Origin of the sequence: Rhodonellum psychrophilum GCM71 = DSM 17998, from assembly GCF_000381545.1 — a bacterium.
Lineage (GTDB): Bacteria > Bacteroidota > Bacteroidia > Cytophagales > Cyclobacteriaceae > Rhodonellum > Rhodonellum psychrophilum.
The window spans coordinates 344,312-363,536 of record NZ_KB906674.1; the positions used below are offsets into that span (position 1 = coordinate 344,312).

Sequence of the window (19,225 nt, forward strand, 5' to 3'; positions counted from 1 at the left end):
CTATTTCGAATCTGTTTGATTCTGTTAAATTCCAATGATTTTGTCCCCTTTTTTGTCCCCCTTCTTGTCCTTCTTAATTTTTCTAGGTGTTTTGAACCATGATAGATTTCAAAATCTCTGCTGTTTTGAATTCCAAGAGCAAGAAATCCTCCGAGGGAGAGGTGATTTATTTGTGCATTAATCGGAAAGGAAGGCACTACATCAATCTCAATCTGGAAAAGATTCTTTGGAAGGGCATTAGTCAATTGATTCATACCGCAACGGTATATCCCATCTCATGGTCAGGGATAACAAAGCAATTTTCGTTGAGCTTGTAGCGAACTAAGGAGTACTCTCGTCTTATTACCTATAAAACATACTATGAAACCATTTTTGAACATTTCCATTTGGATCTTTGTGATTGGTTGCCTTTGCCGATGCACGGATCAGCAGCAAGAGTGTTTGGCTTATCAGGGAAAGATCCAATCTTACGCATGTGATGGATTTGTTATTAAAGTAACAAATCGTTCAGTGAATTCTTTTATGGAAAGCGGAGCAGGTAGGGTTGAAAATGTAATCGCTGCCAGGATACCTATAGGGAGTGCATTTTACGAATATTTTGGAGAGCCGATTGAGGAGCCAAAATTAGGTCAGAGTTTCTTCTTTGAGTTCAGAGAGTTACTTCCTGAAGAGAAGAATATTTGTACCACTATGACAGCTGAACCTTCCAGATCTGTTTTTATAACGGACTTTTCATTGGAATGCGGAGATTAAGTATTTATTAAAAAAACTCAACCTATATTCGAATATTTCTATCCTTTTCATTCTTTCTTCTGATTAATTTTTTTTACAACCCCTCAAGAAAAAGAGCTCTTACAGTGGGACGGAAAAATTAAACATAATTTTCAAACCTCAATTATCCAGTAAACCAACAACCAATTTGCCCCAAATCAAAAATTGAATAGCGAAAAGTAAAACTTTGGAATCGATTATTTTGGAATATGATTATCCGCAATCAGGCCAGTAAGTTTATATTGAAGAAATGATGAGCCTGTCAAAAAGCTTTTGACCGAAGTGTCTTTTGTTCAGCTTATATCAAAACTTATCTAGATGTTTTATAAACATTCGTTCACTGATCATATGGTAGGTTTGCAGCTGTTTCTTTATTTTACTGATGGCAATTTGTACCCATGTGAGGTTAAACTTGCCTTTGTCTGTTACATAGATTTCTCTGACATGGACATGAATACAATCGTTTAGATTTTGTAGGATAGTTTTGTTTCAAAAAAATAAGATATTCAGGACGAATTTAAGTTAGATTTTTATTAACTATGAACTTGTGTTATTATTTCACCAACGCTATGCGAAAACTATTTGGAACGTTAATTTTCTTCTTTTTAACGTTTATTTTCTCCCAGGCCATTGCGCAAGTTCGAGTACCTTTTCAAGAAAGAGCTTCTCAAAATAATCAAAGCAGGAAAACCTTTGAAATTAAAGGAGACTTTGTTTTGATAGGCAATACCAATTTGACGCTTCAAAACTATGGAGACAACTTGATGAATGATAATCTTCTAATATATGTGGATGTAGATGGGGATTCAAATACAATTAATTCATCCTCAGCTACATTAAAATTTTCAAATGAAAATGGAGCAAATACTGATTGTTCTCAAGTTTTATTCGCAGGTATGTATTGGTCTGGAAGGGGGCCTACTGAGGATGAATTCGAAGTGTCAAAAGGATCCTGTATAAATAAAAAGCTGGATAGAAGGAAGGTAACATTAAAAGGACCAACAGGAATTACACAAACTTTTACAGCAAAAGCAAATGATATAAGGTACACTTACGGTTTGGATTTACCCAATGATTTGGGTCTTTTTGTTGGCTTTGTGGAAGTCACTGATTTCGTTAAAAATTCCGGTGAAGGAGAATATACTGTTGCTGATTTGGCAGCAATAGAAGGAACAAACTATCATTATGGAGGATGGTCAATGGTTGTGGTTTACGAGAATCCTTCGATGATTAACAGAAGTATTACCGTATTTGATGGTTATGCATTTGTTCGGGGAAGTGTAGTTGCGGATTATACAATTCCGATCTCAGGATTTTCTACAGTCGATTCAGGTCCGGTAAGAATGAAATTGGGAGTCGCTGCAGGCGAAGGCGATGTAGCTGCTTTTGGAGATTACTTTGAAATAGAAAAAGAAGAAGGCTCTGGTAATTTTATAAGACTTTCTCATTCTGGGAATTCAATTAATAATTTTTTCAATTCAAGTATTTCCACAGGTGGAAATCTAAGGAATCCGCAATTGAAAAATAATACGGGAATGGATATTTCCATTTTTGAAATTCCCAACGATAATAATGAAATTCTTAAGAATGGACAGACGGGCACTCGCTTTCGATATGGAACTGATGGGGACGCATATGTTATATATAATATCATTACAGCAGTAGAGGCGAATGAGCCCCTTGTTGAAGGTTACCATTATATTACCCCTGATGCTAATGGAGAAATACCGGAAATTAAGCCATTGGATGAAATAGAACTGGAGGTTGAGATTAGGAATCTGGGACAAATTTCAATAGAAAAGGCTCTTTTAGAATTGAATATTCCTAATGGACTTGAATTTGTTAGTGCAGAAACTGAATATTTTTTTTCAAATTCTTCCGGACAATTACCTGAATTCAGTAATGGGGTATTAAATTGGGAAATAGGTGATTTGCCGATACCAAATTCAAAGGATCAAATTCTTGGAAAAATCGCATATAAAGTAAAGGTGACCGGACAATGCAATCTCCTAGTTCAATCTTGCGGACTTCCATTTGTCCTAGATGGTAATATTGTGGGGATCAATAGCATTACAGGTACCTCAATGGCTACCGCACCATTAAAAATTGGAGCAGATGAAGGAGGATCCTGTCTTGAATCACCTATTTATGGCCCTGTTTTGTTGGATGTATTAGCGGGCGAATATTTGATTCAAGAATGCGGTTTTGATCAAGCCAATTCTTTGATTTCAATTTGCCAACCGGAAAGTAATTCTGTGGTGAACATTTCCAAATTTAATAGTTTATTTCCGGTTGGAACCAGATATTTCGATAGTTTCCCTGTTAGTGAGTCGACCATTGAATATGTAAATGAAATTCCATTCAATATAAGTCAAACCTATTTTGCAATTCCTTCCGATAACCCAAATTGTCCAAAAGAATTTGGCCTTCGGTCCGGGTTTTTCGATCTGGAGATAGAGATTGAAGAGGCAGGTTGTGGAGGAAGCATAACTGATCGATTGGTAACTTTCAATTCATTAAATCAAGATATTGCAGTTAGTTATGACTATTTGGATGGCAATGGATTTGTCCAAGACTACAGTAGATCGTTTCCAGTCGGTAAACACCAGGTAGTAGCGCAAAATTCTTTGGGGTGCAGTCAGGAACTTGAATTTGAAATTTTACCTCTGCAAAGTTTTACGGTAGATATTCAGAAAATTGGACAAAAAGGGATCTGCCCGGATTTCTCTGATTTTGCGCTGTCAATTGCTATAGATTCCGAAATTGAGGATACTTTTTACCTTACAATTGAAGGAACAACAGGTGAGGGAGAATCATTTAATTTCACTAATTCTAATTTATCCATCGGGACATTTGAGTTTAAAGAAATAGGTCCCGGGAACTACAATATTAGAGTTGAAAACACCGAAGGCTGTAGTCAATCTTCTAACTTAATTATTGAAAATGAGGATATAGCGTATTTGGAGGCGAATTTTGAATGGAAGAGTTCTAATATAAATCAAAGTGGATCGATAGAACCCAACGAAATAATTTTGTTTGAAAATCTATCAATTGGAAGCGGTCAGTTGGACTTCACTTGGGATTTTGGAAATGGCGTTATGAGTTCTGAATTTTCCCCTATCCACAGTTATACTGAGCCAGGAAATTATGAGATCATATTATCAGTGAATTCAAGTGATGGCTGCTTTAAAGAAATTAAAAAAATCATTGAGGTAGGAGGGCCGGCATTAAGAGTCCCTGATGCATTTGCTCCCGACAAAAATGGCAGTAATGATTATTTTTTTCCAGTATTCAGACAAATTGAATCGTTGAAATTATGGGTTTTTGACCGATGGGGAACTTTGATGTTTTATTCCGATTCGCTAACAGATAAAGGATGGGATGGAACAGTTAATGGGGTGAATTCTTCTCCAGGTATTTATGCGTATAAGGTGGAATATTGGGCCGTTGGTTCTCAGACGAAAGTGGTTTCAGGTTCATTCATGTTATTGAGGTAGGTCAAACGCTGAATTGTAGCGCTTAAATTATACTTCGTCAATCGTCATTCAAGGCATTCTCTAAACTCCAGAATATCCCCCGGCTGGCAGTGCAGCGCCTGACAGATCGCCTCCAGCGTGCTGAACCGAATGGCTTTGGCTTTGCCGGTCTTGAGAATGGAAAGGTTGGAGAGCGTGATATCTACTTTCTCAGAAAGCTCATTGAGGGACATTTTCCGCTTGGCCATCATGACATCTAAATTGACTATTATTGGCATGATTTAGATGGTTAAGGACTGTTCTTCTTTTAATTTGATTCCTTCACTGAAGGCTTGGGTGATCAGTAATAAGAAAAGTGAAGCAATCACGTAAGTCCAATTGAAATCCAAAGCAGAATCAATATTGATTGGAAATTCGCTAAAGCTATTGTTTAATTTCTTAAAGATATGCCATTGAGCTCCATAGTCAATCAAACTGTATCCAATAGCGATATAAGAAATAATCCGTATATATGTGATGTTAGCATGAACGAAGAAATGTCCTTTATCACAGTTTCTCAGGAATCTTATAGTTATAAAAATGGCAAATAATAGGATTGCTGCCGCCAAAAAGAAGTAAAACTTTCCAAATGTGATTGCAGCCTGAATACTTGAATATGAAATTGGAATATACAAATAGCTTTCTGAGTCTGGCATTGTGTAAAAATTTTCCTGTAGTAATACAGGGTAATCTACATCCTTTTCCGCGACTTGCGCTTCTGCAGAATTAGTTAGGAATTTCTTTTGAAGTTTTAAAAAATAGCTGTCTACTAATAACACGCCATTTTTGATTCGGAAATAGTACTCCACATTCAAGTTCATGGGCAGCTCGAACTTATTGGTAGTGCTTTTGGAAACCACACCCTCTAAACTTCCTTTTTCAGCTTCTTCAGCATCGAATTCAGTTTGAAAAAAAACCGCTCCCAAAATACTAAGGGCTATGATTGATGACACAAAACTGATATATGCAATCCAGAGTAATACTTTAGTTGTTTTCATAAAAAACTGTCTTTTTTTAATAATCGAAGTAGAAAGGCTTAGACTGTGAGTTCATTTTCAGACTGCAATTCCATCCCTTTTTTGAAAATTTGTGCGATCACAAAAACCACCGCAGCCATCATCAAAAAGGCTGAATAGTCATTCCAATATTCCCAGGCATTTTCGACTGGATAACCTCTTTTGGCTAACTGCTGGTTGAATCGGTGTGCAATTGTACCGAGTATTCCAACTGAGAAAATGTAGTAGCTGATCTTTGAAATCAGATTGGAAATCTCAATGCTGAATGGCTTATCCAATTTTAAATGCTCAAAAATCTGTGTGATCAGAAAAAAAGTGTAAGCTTTCAATGCAGTGATGCCGATCGCCAAACTGAAAAGCATTCCGAAATAGATTTCATTCTGAGTAAATAGCTCAGATAGATCCAAAATCAGGTAAAGGTATTTCACCTCGAAGATATGAAACTGGATGAATGCGTAATTGAAAATCAGGGTTCCCGTCTGGATGCAAAGGCCAATGAAGATGATCCATGAGATCACGTGTAGGAACTTGATGACGAGGTCGGTTTTAGGAGACATAGCCTGTTGAGTTTGAATTTGATATCTCAAACATCGGTAAATATTTATTGAAAAACAATAAATAATAATTGAATAAAGAAATTTGTAACTACTCAGCTTCTTTTTAATTAACCGTAGTACAAGTTTTAGGTGTGCAATAGGGCTTCTTTTTGAAGGCAGTTGTCTATGGAGTTGTTTCCCTTTTCTTACCAAGAGTTTGTCGCTTTTACCAATCGTGTAGCCTCTCAGGAATCTCTTGAAGAATACTAAAAAATTGGCGGTATTCCTGAGTTTGTCAAAAGTCAAAATGAGTTGATCATAATTGCTTTGTTGGATGATATTTTGGTGAAAGATATCGCCGTCCGTCATGGAATTAGAGACGTGGCCTCGTTGAAGCAACTCGCACTTTATTTGATGATTAATCTAGGGGTGCCTACATCCGCCAATAAACTTACAGGTATGTTTGGGATTAAATCGGCGGTGACGATTTTGGACTTTTTCTCCTATTTCCAAGATGCCTACCTGATTGATTTTGTACCCCAATTCAGCTATTCACTCAAAGCCCAAAATCGTAATCCTAAAAAAGTCTATGCCATGGATATGGGTTTAGTCACTGCTATCTCTACTTCCTTTTCAGAAAACTTGGGTAGAAAATTAGAAAATCTGGTTTACCTCCATCTCCGCCGCAAGTACACCTCCATTCATTTTTTCAAGGAAAAAGGAGAGTGTGATTTTCTGGTATCACAAAAGGAAAAGTATCCCATGCTATTCAGGTATGTTATCATGTCTCTGATGAAAATTTCACGAGGGAATATGCGGGCCTGATTCAGGCCATGGATTTTTTCAATCTTGATAAAGGCGTGATTGTAACTGAAAATCATAGCGATCGATTTGAAGAAAACGGGAAGGTGGTGGGGCTAATTCCAGCCTTTGAGTTTCTTAAGCTAAATCTTTGATTGAGTTTTGAAAAATATTACAGTGGGGAATTAGCAGAAACACCAATATTTGTTCTGACCACTATTTTTTGACTGCCGATAAGATGATCCACCAGGCATTGTCGGTATAAAACACTTTTTCATATTGGATTTCCATGCCGGCTTGTCTGGCGAAGTGGGGGTAGGGATGGCTGAAGTTGAATTCATAGCCGTCTACTTTGGAGTGCTTTTCTTTCTTTGGATCAAAGCCATCTGCAATGGGCTCAAACACCACAAGGCCTGCAGGGGCATGCTGCGTCATGGAATCAAGCATATTGTTGACCTGGTCCTCATTGAAATACTCCAAAACCCCTCCGTAGGTGACGTAAACCGTGTTTGTACTGGAATTTTTCTTGAGCCATTCTATAGCGTCTCCGGCATGGAATTCAAGTCGGGGATTGTGTTCGTATTTCGCTTTGTTCAATTCAATCTGTCCTGCACTGATGTCAATCCCTATAAATTTATCAATCATGGGGAATTTTTCTGAAAAATAATTGAGGAATTTTCCAGTTCCGCAGCCGATCTCTACCAAGGTTTTGAAAGCAGACTTGTCAAGGAGCTTGTCGAAACTTTTCATCAGGTAGGGTTCTACCTCCATCAACAATTCCTCCGTGGACTCATATGCGCTAAAACCAGAGGTTTTGGCCCAGATCTGCTGGTGTAATTTCGCGAGATGGTCCACATCTTGTGATTTTTTCAAATTGTTCACCAAGCTTGCCAATGCCGCCCTTTCATACCGGTCTTTCGGGTAGTGGCCTGAAAAAAATTTATCTTTCAATCCGGGTTTTAAAAGCAACATCAATTGTCCTGCTCCGATTTTTGCCCACTTCCGGAATTTGGTGTCGGGGATTCCTACTGGGAAATCCCATACGATTGGCGGTTTTTGTGCTGAAGAAACAGTGTTTTTTTCCATGGTTATCATAAAAACGGTGTTTAAAGAGATTTCTGTCCAAAGGATTCAGATAAATAATGCCATTAATTTAATGAAAATCATTTGAATAATTTATTGCCCATAAAGTTAATTTTTATTTATAAGTATAATTATTTGTTTTATAAATAATGTTTTGTGTATATCCTCAGTATTACCAGTAAATGCCAAAGTTCAGAAGGTCCTTGCCGGAAACCATAATGGGAGGCTTCTTCCGTAAGATGATCATGGATTGTTTTGTGTTTTTAAACCCGAATTCTAAGACAGCGGAAAAGTAACGTAGGGCATCTAACTTGAAGTAAGTCAGATGGAAATATGCATGAGGCTGCCCAATAGGCCTCTAACGACAAGAAAATCGCACCAATTGGATAATAATGCATAGTCAAAAACAGTAAAAAACCGGCTGATAAATGAGCAACTTCAGGTCGGAATAGAATTGATCATGCATAAAACGGGTTAAATCTTCTACCTGTTTCACCTGAAATATGGATTCAGTTTTCCAATAAGGGTGGAAACTGCAAGAAAATCAGGCCATTTGAAGAATATGCCTTGGGGCCGATAAGGTGAAATCAAAATCGGTTGACAGTGTTCCGATTGGTAGACAATTGTTAGCTGGAGTGGAATTGTAAGGCAAAACACGGGTTGAGCTTTAGCTGGTCTTGCCCAGTGTACAAAAGATCGGGAGGCACAGACATACTGGCAGTAAACATTCCTTAAATGGTAAAAAACAAATTTATAAATACACTATTTCAATAATCGGGAGGCTTTATCATTTTAAATCTTTATTTGCCTTCCCATGGTATAGTTATTGCTTAAATTGGGCCGGAAGGCATTTTTGATCATTTTCCAAAATATTCTGTTCCTTCCTTTCTCCAATTGTTTTGAGACTTCTTTCCTGAATTTCAATGAAAATAGTCAAAAAAACAGCTTAATAAAATTCAAAAAAGCATGCAAACCAAAAAACTTCTCATCAAGTATGGTGGGAATGCAATGACCAACCAATCTCTGAAAAGTGAAATCGCAAAACAGGTGTTGGCACTCAGCGATGAAGGATATCAGGTAATTCTGGTCCACGGTGGAGGCCCCTTTATCAACAAGGCCTTAAGATCCGCCGATATCCAATCGGAATTTTTTGATGGTCAACGCAAAACCACTTCCGAAGCTTTTCTTCATATAGAAAAAACCCTAATCGGGGAAGTCAATACAGATCTTGTCGGTATTTTTAATCAAGCGGGGCTCAAAGCCGTGGGGCTTTCCGGTAAGGACGGCAACTCGGTCACCGCCGTCAAATATGATCACGAATCTAAGGATGGTAAAGGGAATCCAATCCATGTGGATCTCGGACAAGTAGGACGGGTTGATACAGTGGACACCAGCTTGTTGGATTTGTTGTTAAGTGGGGGTTTCACACCTATCATGACCTGTATCGCCAACGACAAGGATGGGACGGGATACAATATCAATGGGGATACTTTTGCCGGCCAAATCGCTGCGGCTTTAAAAGTGGACCAATATATCCTTCTCACCGATGTGGACGGGCTTTTTTCTGATTATCCAGATCCCAAATCCATTATCCGGGAACTCCGACTTTCAGATCTTTCCCAACATTACGGTTCCACGATCCAAGGCGGGATGATCCCGAAGATAAAATCCTGTGAAGAAGCCGTTGTGGCTGGAGTCAGGAAAGCGGTAATCCTCAATGGAACCCAGCCTGACCAGCTTCGCAGGTATATCCTTGAAAATGAATCTTTAGGAACCACTTTGACCCCGTAATCCATGCAGATAAGCAATCAGGTACTACACGAAATAGATCAGGAAAACTATCTCCCAACCTTTAAAAGATTTCCTTTGGCCTTTATCAAAGGAAAAGGAAGCAGGCTTTGGGATGCCGATGGAAAGGAATATATCGATATGCTCGCGGGCATTGCAGTGAACAGCGTGGGGCATTGTCATCCCAAAGTCGTGAAAGCCATTCAGGAGCAAGCGGCGGAATTGATGCATATTTCCAATTTTTTCGTCAGTCCACCGCAAGTGGCCCTGAGTGAGTTGTTGGTGAAGATTTCCGGAATGGACAGGGTGTTTCTGACCAATAGTGGTGCGGAATCCGTGGAAGGAGCGATCAAGATTGCCCGTAGATATGCCCACAAAATTGGGAAAGGGGGGCAGGTAATTTCCATGTTGAATTCTTTTCATGGTAGGACCTTGGCCACCATCGCAACTGGCCAAGCCAAATACCAACAGGGTTTTGAGCCTATTCCAGGCGGGTTTTCCCAAGCGCCATTCAATGATTTGGAGGCGATCAAGAATCTTCTGAGCCGAGAAACGGCGGCAATTATCCTCGAACCCATTCAAGGGGAAGGTGGGATTGTTCCGGCGGAAATGGAATATCTGAAATCGCTGAGAACCCTCTGCGATGAAAACGATGTACTCCTGATTTTTGATGAAATACAGAGTGGTATCGGCAGGACGGGGAATTGGTTTGCAAAAGACCATTATGGTGTGCAACCCGATATCATGACCTTAGCCAAAGGCTTGGGAGGTGGAGTTCCCATTGGCGCTTTCCTCTGCAATGAAAAAGTGAGCTCCGCTATTCAGTTTGGCGATCATGGCACCACCTTCGGAGGCAATCCTCTTATGGCTGCAGCTTCATTGGCTACACTCCAAGTGATCTCGGAAGAAAAGCTCTGCGAAGCAGCTACCCAAAAGGGAGAATGGCTGAAATCGGCTTTTATGAAGCTTCAGAAAAGATACCCCTCCATTTTGGAAATCAGAGGACTTGGGCTTATGCTCGGGGTGCAGTTTGACAAGCCTGCAGCCCCTTTGGTAAAATCCCTGATGGAAAAAGGAGTGATCGCCAACGCCACTGCCGATTCGGTCCTGCGCTTGGTCCCACCATTGAACATCGATCAGAAGGATCTGGAAACAGTTCTTCTCAAAATCGAGGAAGTTTTGGAACAACAATTAAAAGATGAAAAGAATGGATAATCCTATATATAAGGTAGTAATCGTTGGGGCATCAGGATTTACGGGATCAGAATTGGCCCGCCTGCTTGTCCACCACCCTGCAGTGGAAATAATGATGATAACCTCGGAAACGCATACCGGAAAACCATTTTCCGACCTTCATCCCCAGTTTTATGGGATTTTGGATATGGAGCTTGTGAGTGCCTCTGCGGTGGAGAATTCAAAACCAGACATTATATTTTTGGCATTGCCCCATGGGATTTCCATGGATTTTGTGGCCAAATGGGAGCCTCTGGGAGCAAAAATAATTGATCTTTCCGGGGATTTCCGGCTTTCAAGTCCCGAGGTTTATGAGAATTGGTATGAAAAGAACCATTCTTACCCACAAGGATTCAAGAATGCCATCTATGGTTTGCCCGAACTCAATGCTGACCAGATCAAGGATGCAAATCTGGTGGCCAATCCAGGCTGCTATCCGACAGCTTCGATCCTTGCATTGAGTCCTTTGTTTGCAAGAAACAAGATTCAAAAAGGCAGTGTGGTGATCGATGCAAAATCTGGACTGACCGGGGCGGGCATCAAGGCGAATGCAACCACACATTTTTCGAATGTCAATGAAAATTTCAAAGCCTACAGCATCGGAAGTCATAGGCATACGGTAGAGATAGAGGAACAATTATCCACATTGTCCCAAAACAAGGTAACTTTACAGTTTACACCACATTTATTACCGATTGATAGGGGAATTCTGGTGACGGCTTATGCAAGTGTGACTGAGGAAATGAATCAGGAAAAACTGGATAAAATCTACCATGAATTTTATCAGGACAAGCAGTTTATCAGATTGCGGAAAAGTCCTCCGGGAGTGAAAGATGTGCGGGGCAGTCATTTTTGTGACATCTGTCCCGTCTGGGATGCGCGTACACAGAGAGTGATTGTTGTATCCGTGATAGACAATTTATTAAAAGGTGCTGCCAGTCAGGCAGTTCACAATATGAATTTGATGCTGGGTTTGTCGGAGTCGACTGGATTATCACAAATCCCATTAAAACCCTAAAAGGGAAGAAATTATGATCAAAAACATTACAAATGTAAGAGGTTTCAAATGTTGGGGTGCCCATTCGGGCATCAAATCCATGAGAAGGGATTTGGCCATCATTTATTCAGAAGTTCCTGCAGCAGCTGCGGCAACTTTGACTCAGAATAAGGTTCAGGCAGAACCGATAAAAATCACGCAAAGAAACCTGGCCAACAACCAGGCCCAAGTCATTGTCTGCAATGCCGGCAATGCAAACGCCTGTACTGGCGAACAGGGGCGTTTGGGAGCAGAAGCCATGGTCCGGGTGACTGCCGAAATGCTGGGTATTTCGGAGGAGGATGTCATTGTGGCTTCTACCGGACTGATAGGGGAAAAATTCCCAACGGAAGAAGTAGTGGAAGGCATTCGCGTGAATATCCCCAAATTGAGCACGGAAGCGAAGGCAGGTTCATTTGTGGCCAATGCCATTTTGACCACGGATACTTTTGCCAAGGAAGGCTTTGTAGAGTTTGAGCATGAAGGGATCACCATCCATATGGGTGGAGTAGCCAAGGGATCGGGAATGATCCATCCCAATATGGCGACGATGCTGGCTTTTGTGATCACGGATTTTGACATCGATAAAAATTTGTTGCAGTCGACCTTAAGGTATTGTGTGGACAGGACTTTCAACATGATCACGGTGGACGGAGACACCTCGACCAATGATATGGTGGCCATCCTGGCAAATGGAATGGCTGGAAACACCAAGGTCACCTCTGAAAGTGATCCTGGATTTATTGTGTTTCGGGAAAAACTGCTTGAAATCCTTACCCATCTCGCCAAACTGATTGTGTCAGACGGTGAGGGCGCCTCCAAGTTTATCGAGTATAAAGTTTCCAAAGCCCGTTCGGAGGAAAATGCAAGGAAATTGGTAAGGGCCATTTCTGATTCCACTTTGGTCAAAACTGCCATGTTTGGTCGGGATCCCAATTGGGGAAGGATTATCGCTGCTTGCGGAAATGCCGGGATTGCTTTCAATTACAAGAAAGTCAACCTGATGATCGGGGACAAAACCCACATGGTCACTGTTTTGGAAAAAGGAAATCCAACAGATTTTGATAAGAATTACATGAAAAAAATTCTCCGTGAATCCCATATTCGCATTCACCTCGAAGTGAATACAGGGCATGAGGAGGCGGTGGGCTGGGGCAGTGACCTGACCACCGATTATGTGTTGTTCAATTCGGTTTATACGACCTGATCGAGAAATTGACCGTTTCTATATTTTTTTTTCGAAAAATCCTCAAATCATTTTATGGTTTGGGGATTTTCTGCTTAAAGAAAACCTGAATTCAATGTAAGAAAAGGGATGTGTTTTAAAAAAAAGCTGTAAGATCTAGTCGAAAGTATCTATGAGTTTGGATTTTGACCACATCCCTGCTGAAATTCTACATATTTTGAAGTTGTTGAAGAGATTCATCTATTCCATTCTGCTTATTGATCAAACTAATTTGGGCTCCTGTTCTTTTTAAAGAAATTTTTTTCTTTCTTCAGGCAACCACTTTCGTTAATTCTGCATTTTTCAGGTAAAGCATCTCATTAAATCCTTGATAAATAAACTCAACATCGATAAAGCAAAGAAGGGAGACCAAAAAGCGCTCAGACTTCTTTTCGAGGTGCTTTCGAAGCCCATGTTTATGTTGTGTCTGCGCTATGTCAAAGTTCAGGAAGATGCTGAAGATGTGCTGAGTACGGGTTTTACAAAAGTGTTTAATTCCTTAAACGCATTTGAATACCGAGGGGACGGGTCTATTGAAGTTTGGATCAAAAGGATCATGATCAATGAATGTCTGATGTTGCTGCGAAAGTTAAAAAGACAGCCTCTTATTGTGGAGCCAGATGAAAACCAAGAATGCCTTGAAGAAAACATATTGGAAAAATTATCCAGTGATGAGCTTTATGGATTAATCCTGAGATTACCCGAAGGATACCGAACGGTATTCAATTTATATGAAATAGAGGGGTTTTCACATGCTGAAATTGCAGCGCAACTGGATATCAGTAAAGGCACCTCAAAATCGCAACTGAGTAAGGCAAAAGCTTATCTCAGACATATAATCATCAAAAAAGGTTGGCACAATGCGTCTTAAAAAACTTCAAGATATTGATAGATTGGCAACTTTGCCTGAAGGTGTGGTTTTCAGGAAAGAACTGATTTGGGCGAAAATCCATAATAGAAACACCAAAAAAAGACTTTGGCTAAAATTCGTTTCAATAGCGGCATGTTTCATTTTATTGTCAGGGGGTCTTTGGTGGATGAGTCCCTATAATATGCCAAAGGAGAATGCCCTATTGACAACCACCGTTCAGGAGCCGGATTTTGACATTCCTCTTGTTGTGGTACTGGATGAACCAACAACTTCAGGTGTAGACAGCAAAGAATTTGAGAATATAAATAAGGAAACACCGGAGAAAATCTCGATTCCGGAAATTGTAGAAATTAAAGAAATTCCATTGAAGCCAGTACCTTCTGAACCAGAGAGAAATCTGCCACAAATATTTAGAGTCGAGCAATCCACACCAGAACCCTTGAGTCCTTCGGCCCAGGCACTTAAAAAATCATTGGCCAAGCTTAAATCCAATGAAAGGATACAAGAAAAATTGGTTGTCGAAAAGTTGAGCATGGAACAAATGCTGAAAGCGAGAAATCATTTTACAAAGGAAAAATCTGTAACCAATAGAGGTCAAAACATTAAAACCACAAAAAAATGAAAACGACGAATTGTATGAAATGGGGAATGATTTGCCTATTGAGTTTGATTCCTTTTTTGGTGTCATCGCAAGTTCCAACAGATTTATTTCTCCTCAATCCAAATGCTTATAAGGCTCAAAATAGGAATGCTGAAAGGTTTTATGATCGTTCTGAAATCCAGCTGACGGGGGTGAATGATACTTTGGAAATATTTATTGGGGAAAATAAGAAGATTTCCTACCGCTGGAATGATGTGAGCAAACAGAAAGGATTTGACGGCTGGTTAGGATTCAACAATGACATAGAAAAATTTCTTCAAAATGTAAAAAGTCTTGATTTGGCACCGGACAAAAACAATTACCACTTTATTTTCAGTCCCGAAACCGAGGAACTCAAGGTTATCTTAACTCCTTCTGCTAGATTTTCCAGAATCGATGGTGAATTTCTACCTGTTTACAGGCATCAGGTTACCCTTACTTATTTTTCTAATTTAATGGAGGTGGATTTTTTCTTAGGCGAATTAGATGAAATTCTTATTCTAAAAGAAGCTGATATTAACCAGTTGGTGGCAGATATTGGGGAGGAAAATAAATGGTATACAGATTATAAAAAGAAAAAATTCTACAAGTCCATGATAATTTCCGAAGATGGGGAAATCAGCATCGAAACGTTCCAAAATAAAGAAAATCCCTATTATCCAAAATTAAATGCAGAGGTTGGTATAGGGTTGGTGGGGAATGAAATTCCTTTTATGGTCACTCCCAGATACAATATCCGATTGAAATCAAAAAAAGACAAGCCAATTAACCATACATTGTTTTTTGCAATGAATTTACTTACGTTTCAGCAAAAAAATGAGGAGAATAAATTTATAATGGGAAATGATGTTTTTTTGGGTGTAGGATATGAATCCGATGTTTTTTTCAATAAAACCTCTATCCAATATGGGTACAGAGTGCTGTCGGATCATGGATTTTTCGATGATCATAAATTTATGACCAGGGTTGATTATACCATTATGCCCCGTTTGAAGCTATTTTGGAGTAGATTTGAATCGCTTAATTTTAATGAGCGATATACCTCATCTTTAAACTTAGTGGGACTGACTTTTACTGTTTATTGATGAAGAATCATCTGAATCTATCGACTTTAAATCCCTCCAACTGCATTTCCGTCGTTTTATGCTGGTGCATTTCCGCCAGGATTTTCCCTGTACCCGGCGCCAGACTGATTCCCATCATGCTGTGGCCGGAACCCACCCAAACATTGTTGAGGCCTGGAGCGGCTCCGATATAGGGCAATCCGTCAGGGGAGCAAGGTCTGAGGCCTTTCCAGATGTGGTCTTTTTCGGGGAATTTGGCCTGAAAATCAGGGTAATAGCGGTTGATGGATTCGAAAATCCCTTTGACGCGGTTCATGTTGATCGTTTCATCCGTGCCGGCGATTTCCATGGTTCCCCCAAACCGCACTTCATTCCCAAATGGGCTGACGGAAACCTTCATCTCGGTCAGAATGGAGGCCTGGAGGATTTCCGGTCGGTTTTCCTGCATAAAACTGTAGCCCTTTCCGCCCATCATCGGCAGGGAAAAACCCAGCATTTTGGCCAATTCAGCAGACCAAGCCCCGCCGCAGAGCATAAAATTAGCGCCTTCGATTCTCCCTTCTGTTGTCAGGACAGCATTTACAGCTCCACCAATTTTCTCGAAACCGGTAACGGTTACCTGGTTTTGAAACTGAACGCCATTTTTCTCAAGATGATTTTTCAAAAAGCGGTACAGGGAAGAGGGCGATAAATGCGCATCTCCAGGGAACAGCAATGCACCTCGGGCTTTGACTTCCAGGTTGGGTTCTTTTTTCTGGATATCCGAAGGGGTTAAAATTTCGGCTTCCAAACCGTGTTTTCTTGCCAGATGGGCAAATTCGATTTCTTCTTTTTCTGCTTCCGGCGTCTGGTAAAGCATCATGAGGCCTTTTTCAACCAGTCCCAAATCCGCATCCCGATATTTTTCATTGAACTCCTGATACAGCGCCTTGCTGAGCAAGCTCAGGTTTTTGAGGAAGGGAATGCTTTTTTCCACATGGTTTTTGTTGGCCGAGCGGTAAAAGAGCAAGCACCATTGGAGGAGTTTTCGGTCCATTTTGGGATGGATGTAGAAGGGGCTTTTGGCCGAAAACATCCAGGAAATCCCCTTGCTGATCATTCCCGGCGCTGCCAAGGGGACAATATGGCTAGGCACGATCATGCCGGCATTTCCGGTGGAGCAATTGATCTCCATGTCTCCTTTGTCAATGACAATGACCTCCACTCCGGCTTCCCGTAGAAAATAAGCCGTAAACAATCCGACGATTCCGCCGCCGATGATAAGGGTTGGTTTCATATTTTAGTAGCTAGTATAAAGAGCCAAGAATAAAGAGTTTAGAAAATTTAGGTAGGCAAGATTTGGAATTCGAACCATTTATACAAATTGGATATCAACAAATGAAATCCGAATAAAGGTAATTCAAATCTGAAACTATTCATCCCACTCAGTTGACTTGTTGCCATACCATATTGATTGGAGGGAATATAATAAAAAATATAAGTCTGAATCAAAGATGAGCATGGGATATATTAGGAAAAAAGGTGAAAATAGGCAAAAAATACCCTGTGCAGGGTATTTTTTCAACGGAATATCAAGGTTATATTTAGAATGGGTTCTAAACCAAAGCAATGCCGATGCAAGGTTTATCTTAATCCGGTTAAAGTACCGGCATCCCTGTGATAGAAAACCAGGAATTTCCAGCACATTTAAAAAAAAATGAATTCATAAAATAATGAGGGATACTAGAGCCAAAATTAAGTGTGGTGTCTTGCATATTCTTATTCAATCATTAAATGAATTATATGTACTTAAAACAATATTACAATGCAAAATACTATGAAAAACCAATTTAAATCGGTGACAATTCTATTGCTTTTGACAGTGCTTTTGGGCAGTTGTCAGGAAGAGAGTTTGAACCAAAGTTGTGAGGGTGAAAATAGCCAACGGATAGAGACTTTTTACAATGAGGAGTTGGAAAATTTGCCATGTAGCATTCAGCATATAAATCCTGATACCAGGGAAGTAAACCTTGTCATCAAGTCACAAGCTGACTATATCAAATATTTTACCTGTAACACTGAACTTCCAGCCATTGATTTTGAAAAATATTTCATCCTTGCCGGGCGCTACCGCCATCACCAATGTGCAGAATTTAACAGGCAGCAAGTGTTTATATGCAATAATAAACTAATCTATAAAGTTGAAATGCATGAACTGATCTGCGCTGCCTTTACAAATGTATTTTATGTAACTGTCATTGAAAGGAAATATGAAGGTCTGCAGGTAGTATTTGATGTTGGATTCAAAAACTAAAAGCAGGCACCACTGCAGGAGTTTATAAACCCCGGTGAAGCCAAGGGGACAATATGGCTGGGTCCGATCATTCCGGCATTTCCCGTGGAGCAATTGATCTCCATGTCTCCTTTGTCAATGACAATGACCTCTACTCCAGCTTCCCGTAGAAAATAAGCCGTAAACAATCCGACGATTCCGCCGCCGATGATAAGGGTTGGTTTCATAATCGGGATTGAAATTGCATGGCTTGAAATTGAGAAGGGACTATGAATGAAGGTGTATTTATCATCAGAATGGCTTGATTGGAATTCATAATAATCCTAAATCACCTGAAATCCATGCACATAAGGATCTTCATCATCCAGGAAAATGGTGTTGTATCCCGTTACCATCGCCCATCCCTCGATGCTGGGAATAATGGCTGGGAAATCTCCGACTTTGGTTTCTTCCACGACCTCGCCCGTGAATTTTGACCCGATAAAGCTTTCATGAATAAAAAGCTCACCCTTTTTCAGCAACCCTTTGGCATGCCATTGGGCCATTCGGGCTGAGGTTCCCGTTCCGCAGGGAGAGCGGTCAATTGCCTTGTCTCCGTAGAAAACTGCATTTCGCGCAGTTGAATTGCTGTCAATTGTTTTTCCAGTCCATAGTAAATGGGAAAGGCCCCTGATGGATGGTTTTTCGGGATGAATGAATGCATGGGCAGCATTGATTTTATTGCGGATCTCCCTGCTCCAGGTGATAAGTTGCTCCGCACGGTAATTTTCGATGCCCGAGAAATTCTCCTGTGGATCAACGATCGCATAGAAATTTCCCCCATACGCCACATCTACCTTCAGTATTCCCAAGTCACCACATTCTACCTCAATGTCCCGAGCTGCGAGATAGGAAGCGATGTTTACCAACTTGACGGATTTTACTTTTTTCCCTTCCTGCACATAGGTAACATGAACCAATCCGGCAGGAGTTTCTATGCGGAGCTTACCGGGGGTTTTGGGTAAAATCAAACCTTCCTCAATTGCAATTGTCACCGTACCAATCGTACCATGACCGCACATGGGAAGACAGCCACTGGTTTCGATAAAAAGAACCGCAACATCATTTGCGGGATCATGGGGAGGAAAAAGCATGGAACCGGACATCATATCATGACCCCTCGGCTCAAACATCAAACCTTTTCGGATCCAGTCATAATGGTCCAAAAAGAACTGTCGCTTTTCCACCATATTGCTCCCCTCCAAAAAAGGAACCCCACCCGAAACCAGTCTGACGGGATTGCCACAGGTATGCGCATCGATGCAACTGAATGTTTTTTTCATTACTGAACAATAAATTGGCTTTTTATGAAAGGATTAGGCGAATAAGAATCTG

Annotated in this window: 17 protein-coding genes and 2 pseudogenes; 11 read left to right on the forward strand and 8 right to left on the reverse strand. The window is 40.4% G+C overall.

Features of this window, described 5'->3' with window-relative positions:
• Positions 1-360 precede the first annotated feature (360 nt).
• A complete protein-coding gene (locus tag F824_RS28235) occupies positions 361-753 on the forward strand; it encodes a hypothetical protein (RefSeq protein ID WP_211218917.1) in 393 nt (130 codons plus the stop codon).
• A 255-nt stretch (positions 754-1,008) separates the two neighbouring features.
• Here F824_RS28235 and F824_RS27695 read toward each other — a convergent pair.
• Positions 1,009-1,239: pseudogene (locus F824_RS27695) on the reverse strand (IS1595 family transposase); the annotation flags it as partial.
• 101 nt (positions 1,240-1,340) lie between these two features.
• On the opposite strand from F824_RS27695, the gene F824_RS0104715 reads away from it, so the two are divergent.
• A complete protein-coding gene (locus tag F824_RS0104715) occupies positions 1,341-4,268 on the forward strand; it encodes a T9SS C-terminal target domain-containing protein (protein ID WP_019596710.1) in 2,928 nt (975 codons plus the stop codon).
• Positions 4,269-4,312: 44 nt separating this feature from the next.
• Here F824_RS0104715 and F824_RS0104720 read toward each other — a convergent pair whose 3' ends face one another.
• From F824_RS0104720 to F824_RS27700, 3 genes are read right to left on the reverse strand one after another with little or no spacing between them, the layout of a single operon-like run.
• A complete protein-coding gene (locus F824_RS0104720) occupies positions 4,313-4,525 on the reverse strand; it encodes a helix-turn-helix domain-containing protein (protein ID WP_026333500.1) in 213 nt (70 codons plus the stop codon).
• Between the two features lie 3 nt (positions 4,526-4,528).
• A complete protein-coding gene (locus tag F824_RS0104725; protein ID WP_019596712.1) occupies positions 4,529-5,284 on the reverse strand; it encodes a DUF2975 domain-containing protein in 756 nt (251 codons plus the stop codon).
• A 38-nt stretch (positions 5,285-5,322) separates the two neighbouring features.
• Complete coding sequence (locus tag F824_RS27700; protein WP_019596713.1) at positions 5,323-5,859, reverse strand: DUF2975 domain-containing protein; 537 nt, start codon at positions 5,857-5,859, stop codon at positions 5,323-5,325.
• Between the two features lie 291 nt (positions 5,860-6,150).
• On the opposite strand from F824_RS27700, the gene F824_RS26615 reads away from it, so the two are divergent.
• Complete coding sequence (locus F824_RS26615) at positions 6,151-6,663, forward strand: DUF4143 domain-containing protein (RefSeq protein ID WP_022582270.1); 513 nt, start codon at positions 6,151-6,153, stop codon at positions 6,661-6,663.
• Positions 6,664-6,855: 192 nt separating this feature from the next.
• Here the strand turns inward: F824_RS26615 and F824_RS0104740 are convergent, their stop codons facing one another.
• Positions 6,856-7,734, reverse strand: coding sequence for a class I SAM-dependent methyltransferase (locus F824_RS0104740; RefSeq protein ID WP_022582269.1), 879 nt, complete (start codon positions 7,732-7,734; stop codon positions 6,856-6,858).
• Between the two features lie 954 nt (positions 7,735-8,688).
• Here F824_RS0104740 and argB point away from each other — a divergent pair.
• From argB to F824_RS0104790, 7 genes are all read left to right on the forward strand, one after another.
• On the forward strand, positions 8,689-9,513 hold the full coding sequence (gene argB / locus F824_RS0104755) for an acetylglutamate kinase (RefSeq protein WP_019596717.1): 825 nt from the start codon (positions 8,689-8,691) through the stop codon (positions 9,511-9,513).
• A 3-nt stretch (positions 9,514-9,516) separates the two neighbouring features.
• Positions 9,517-10,725 (forward strand): aspartate aminotransferase family protein, encoded by a 1,209-nt coding sequence (locus F824_RS0104760; RefSeq protein WP_019596718.1) that lies wholly within the window; start codon positions 9,517-9,519, stop codon positions 10,723-10,725.
• Positions 10,709-11,761: an N-acetyl-gamma-glutamyl-phosphate reductase gene (argC, locus tag F824_RS0104765; RefSeq protein WP_019596719.1), complete on the forward strand. Its 1,053-nt coding sequence runs from the start codon at positions 10,709-10,711 to the stop codon at positions 11,759-11,761. Before F824_RS0104760 ends, argC begins: the two co-directional genes overlap by 17 nt.
• A gap of 13 nt (positions 11,762-11,774) precedes the next feature.
• Positions 11,775-12,986: a bifunctional glutamate N-acetyltransferase/amino-acid acetyltransferase ArgJ gene (argJ, locus tag F824_RS0104770; RefSeq protein ID WP_019596720.1), complete on the forward strand. Its 1,212-nt coding sequence runs from the start codon at positions 11,775-11,777 to the stop codon at positions 12,984-12,986.
• Positions 12,987-13,332: 346 nt separating this feature from the next.
• Entirely contained in the window at positions 13,333-13,875 is a 543-nt protein-coding gene (locus tag F824_RS0104780) for an RNA polymerase sigma factor (protein WP_019596722.1), read from the forward strand.
• Complete coding sequence (locus tag F824_RS0104785; protein WP_019596723.1) at positions 13,865-14,497, forward strand: hypothetical protein; 633 nt, start codon at positions 13,865-13,867, stop codon at positions 14,495-14,497. The genes F824_RS0104780 and F824_RS0104785 overlap by 11 nt, the downstream gene beginning before the upstream one ends.
• Positions 14,494-15,600 carry a hypothetical protein gene (locus tag F824_RS0104790; protein WP_139189620.1) on the forward strand — a complete coding sequence of 369 codons (1,107 nt, stop codon included), beginning with the start codon at positions 14,494-14,496 and terminating at the stop codon, positions 15,598-15,600. Before F824_RS0104785 ends, F824_RS0104790 begins: the two co-directional genes overlap by 4 nt.
• Before the next feature lie 7 nt (positions 15,601-15,607).
• Here F824_RS0104790 and F824_RS0104795 read toward each other — a convergent pair whose 3' ends face one another.
• Complete coding sequence (locus F824_RS0104795; RefSeq protein ID WP_019596725.1) at positions 15,608-16,855, reverse strand: NAD(P)/FAD-dependent oxidoreductase; 1,248 nt, start codon at positions 16,853-16,855, stop codon at positions 15,608-15,610.
• Between the two features lie 540 nt (positions 16,856-17,395).
• Between F824_RS0104795 and F824_RS0104805 the strand changes: the two genes are divergently transcribed.
• A complete protein-coding gene (locus tag F824_RS0104805) occupies positions 17,396-17,872 on the forward strand; it encodes a hypothetical protein (RefSeq protein WP_019596727.1) in 477 nt (158 codons plus the stop codon).
• Between the two features lie 20 nt (positions 17,873-17,892).
• Here F824_RS0104805 and F824_RS0104810 read toward each other — a convergent pair.
• A pseudogene (locus F824_RS0104810) lies at positions 17,893-18,078 on the reverse strand (FAD-dependent oxidoreductase); the annotation flags it as partial.
• 96 nt (positions 18,079-18,174) lie between these two features.
• Positions 18,175-19,173: a 4-hydroxyproline epimerase gene (locus tag F824_RS0104815; protein ID WP_019596729.1), complete on the reverse strand. Its 999-nt coding sequence runs from the start codon at positions 19,171-19,173 to the stop codon at positions 18,175-18,177.
• Positions 19,174-19,225 lie beyond the last annotated feature (52 nt).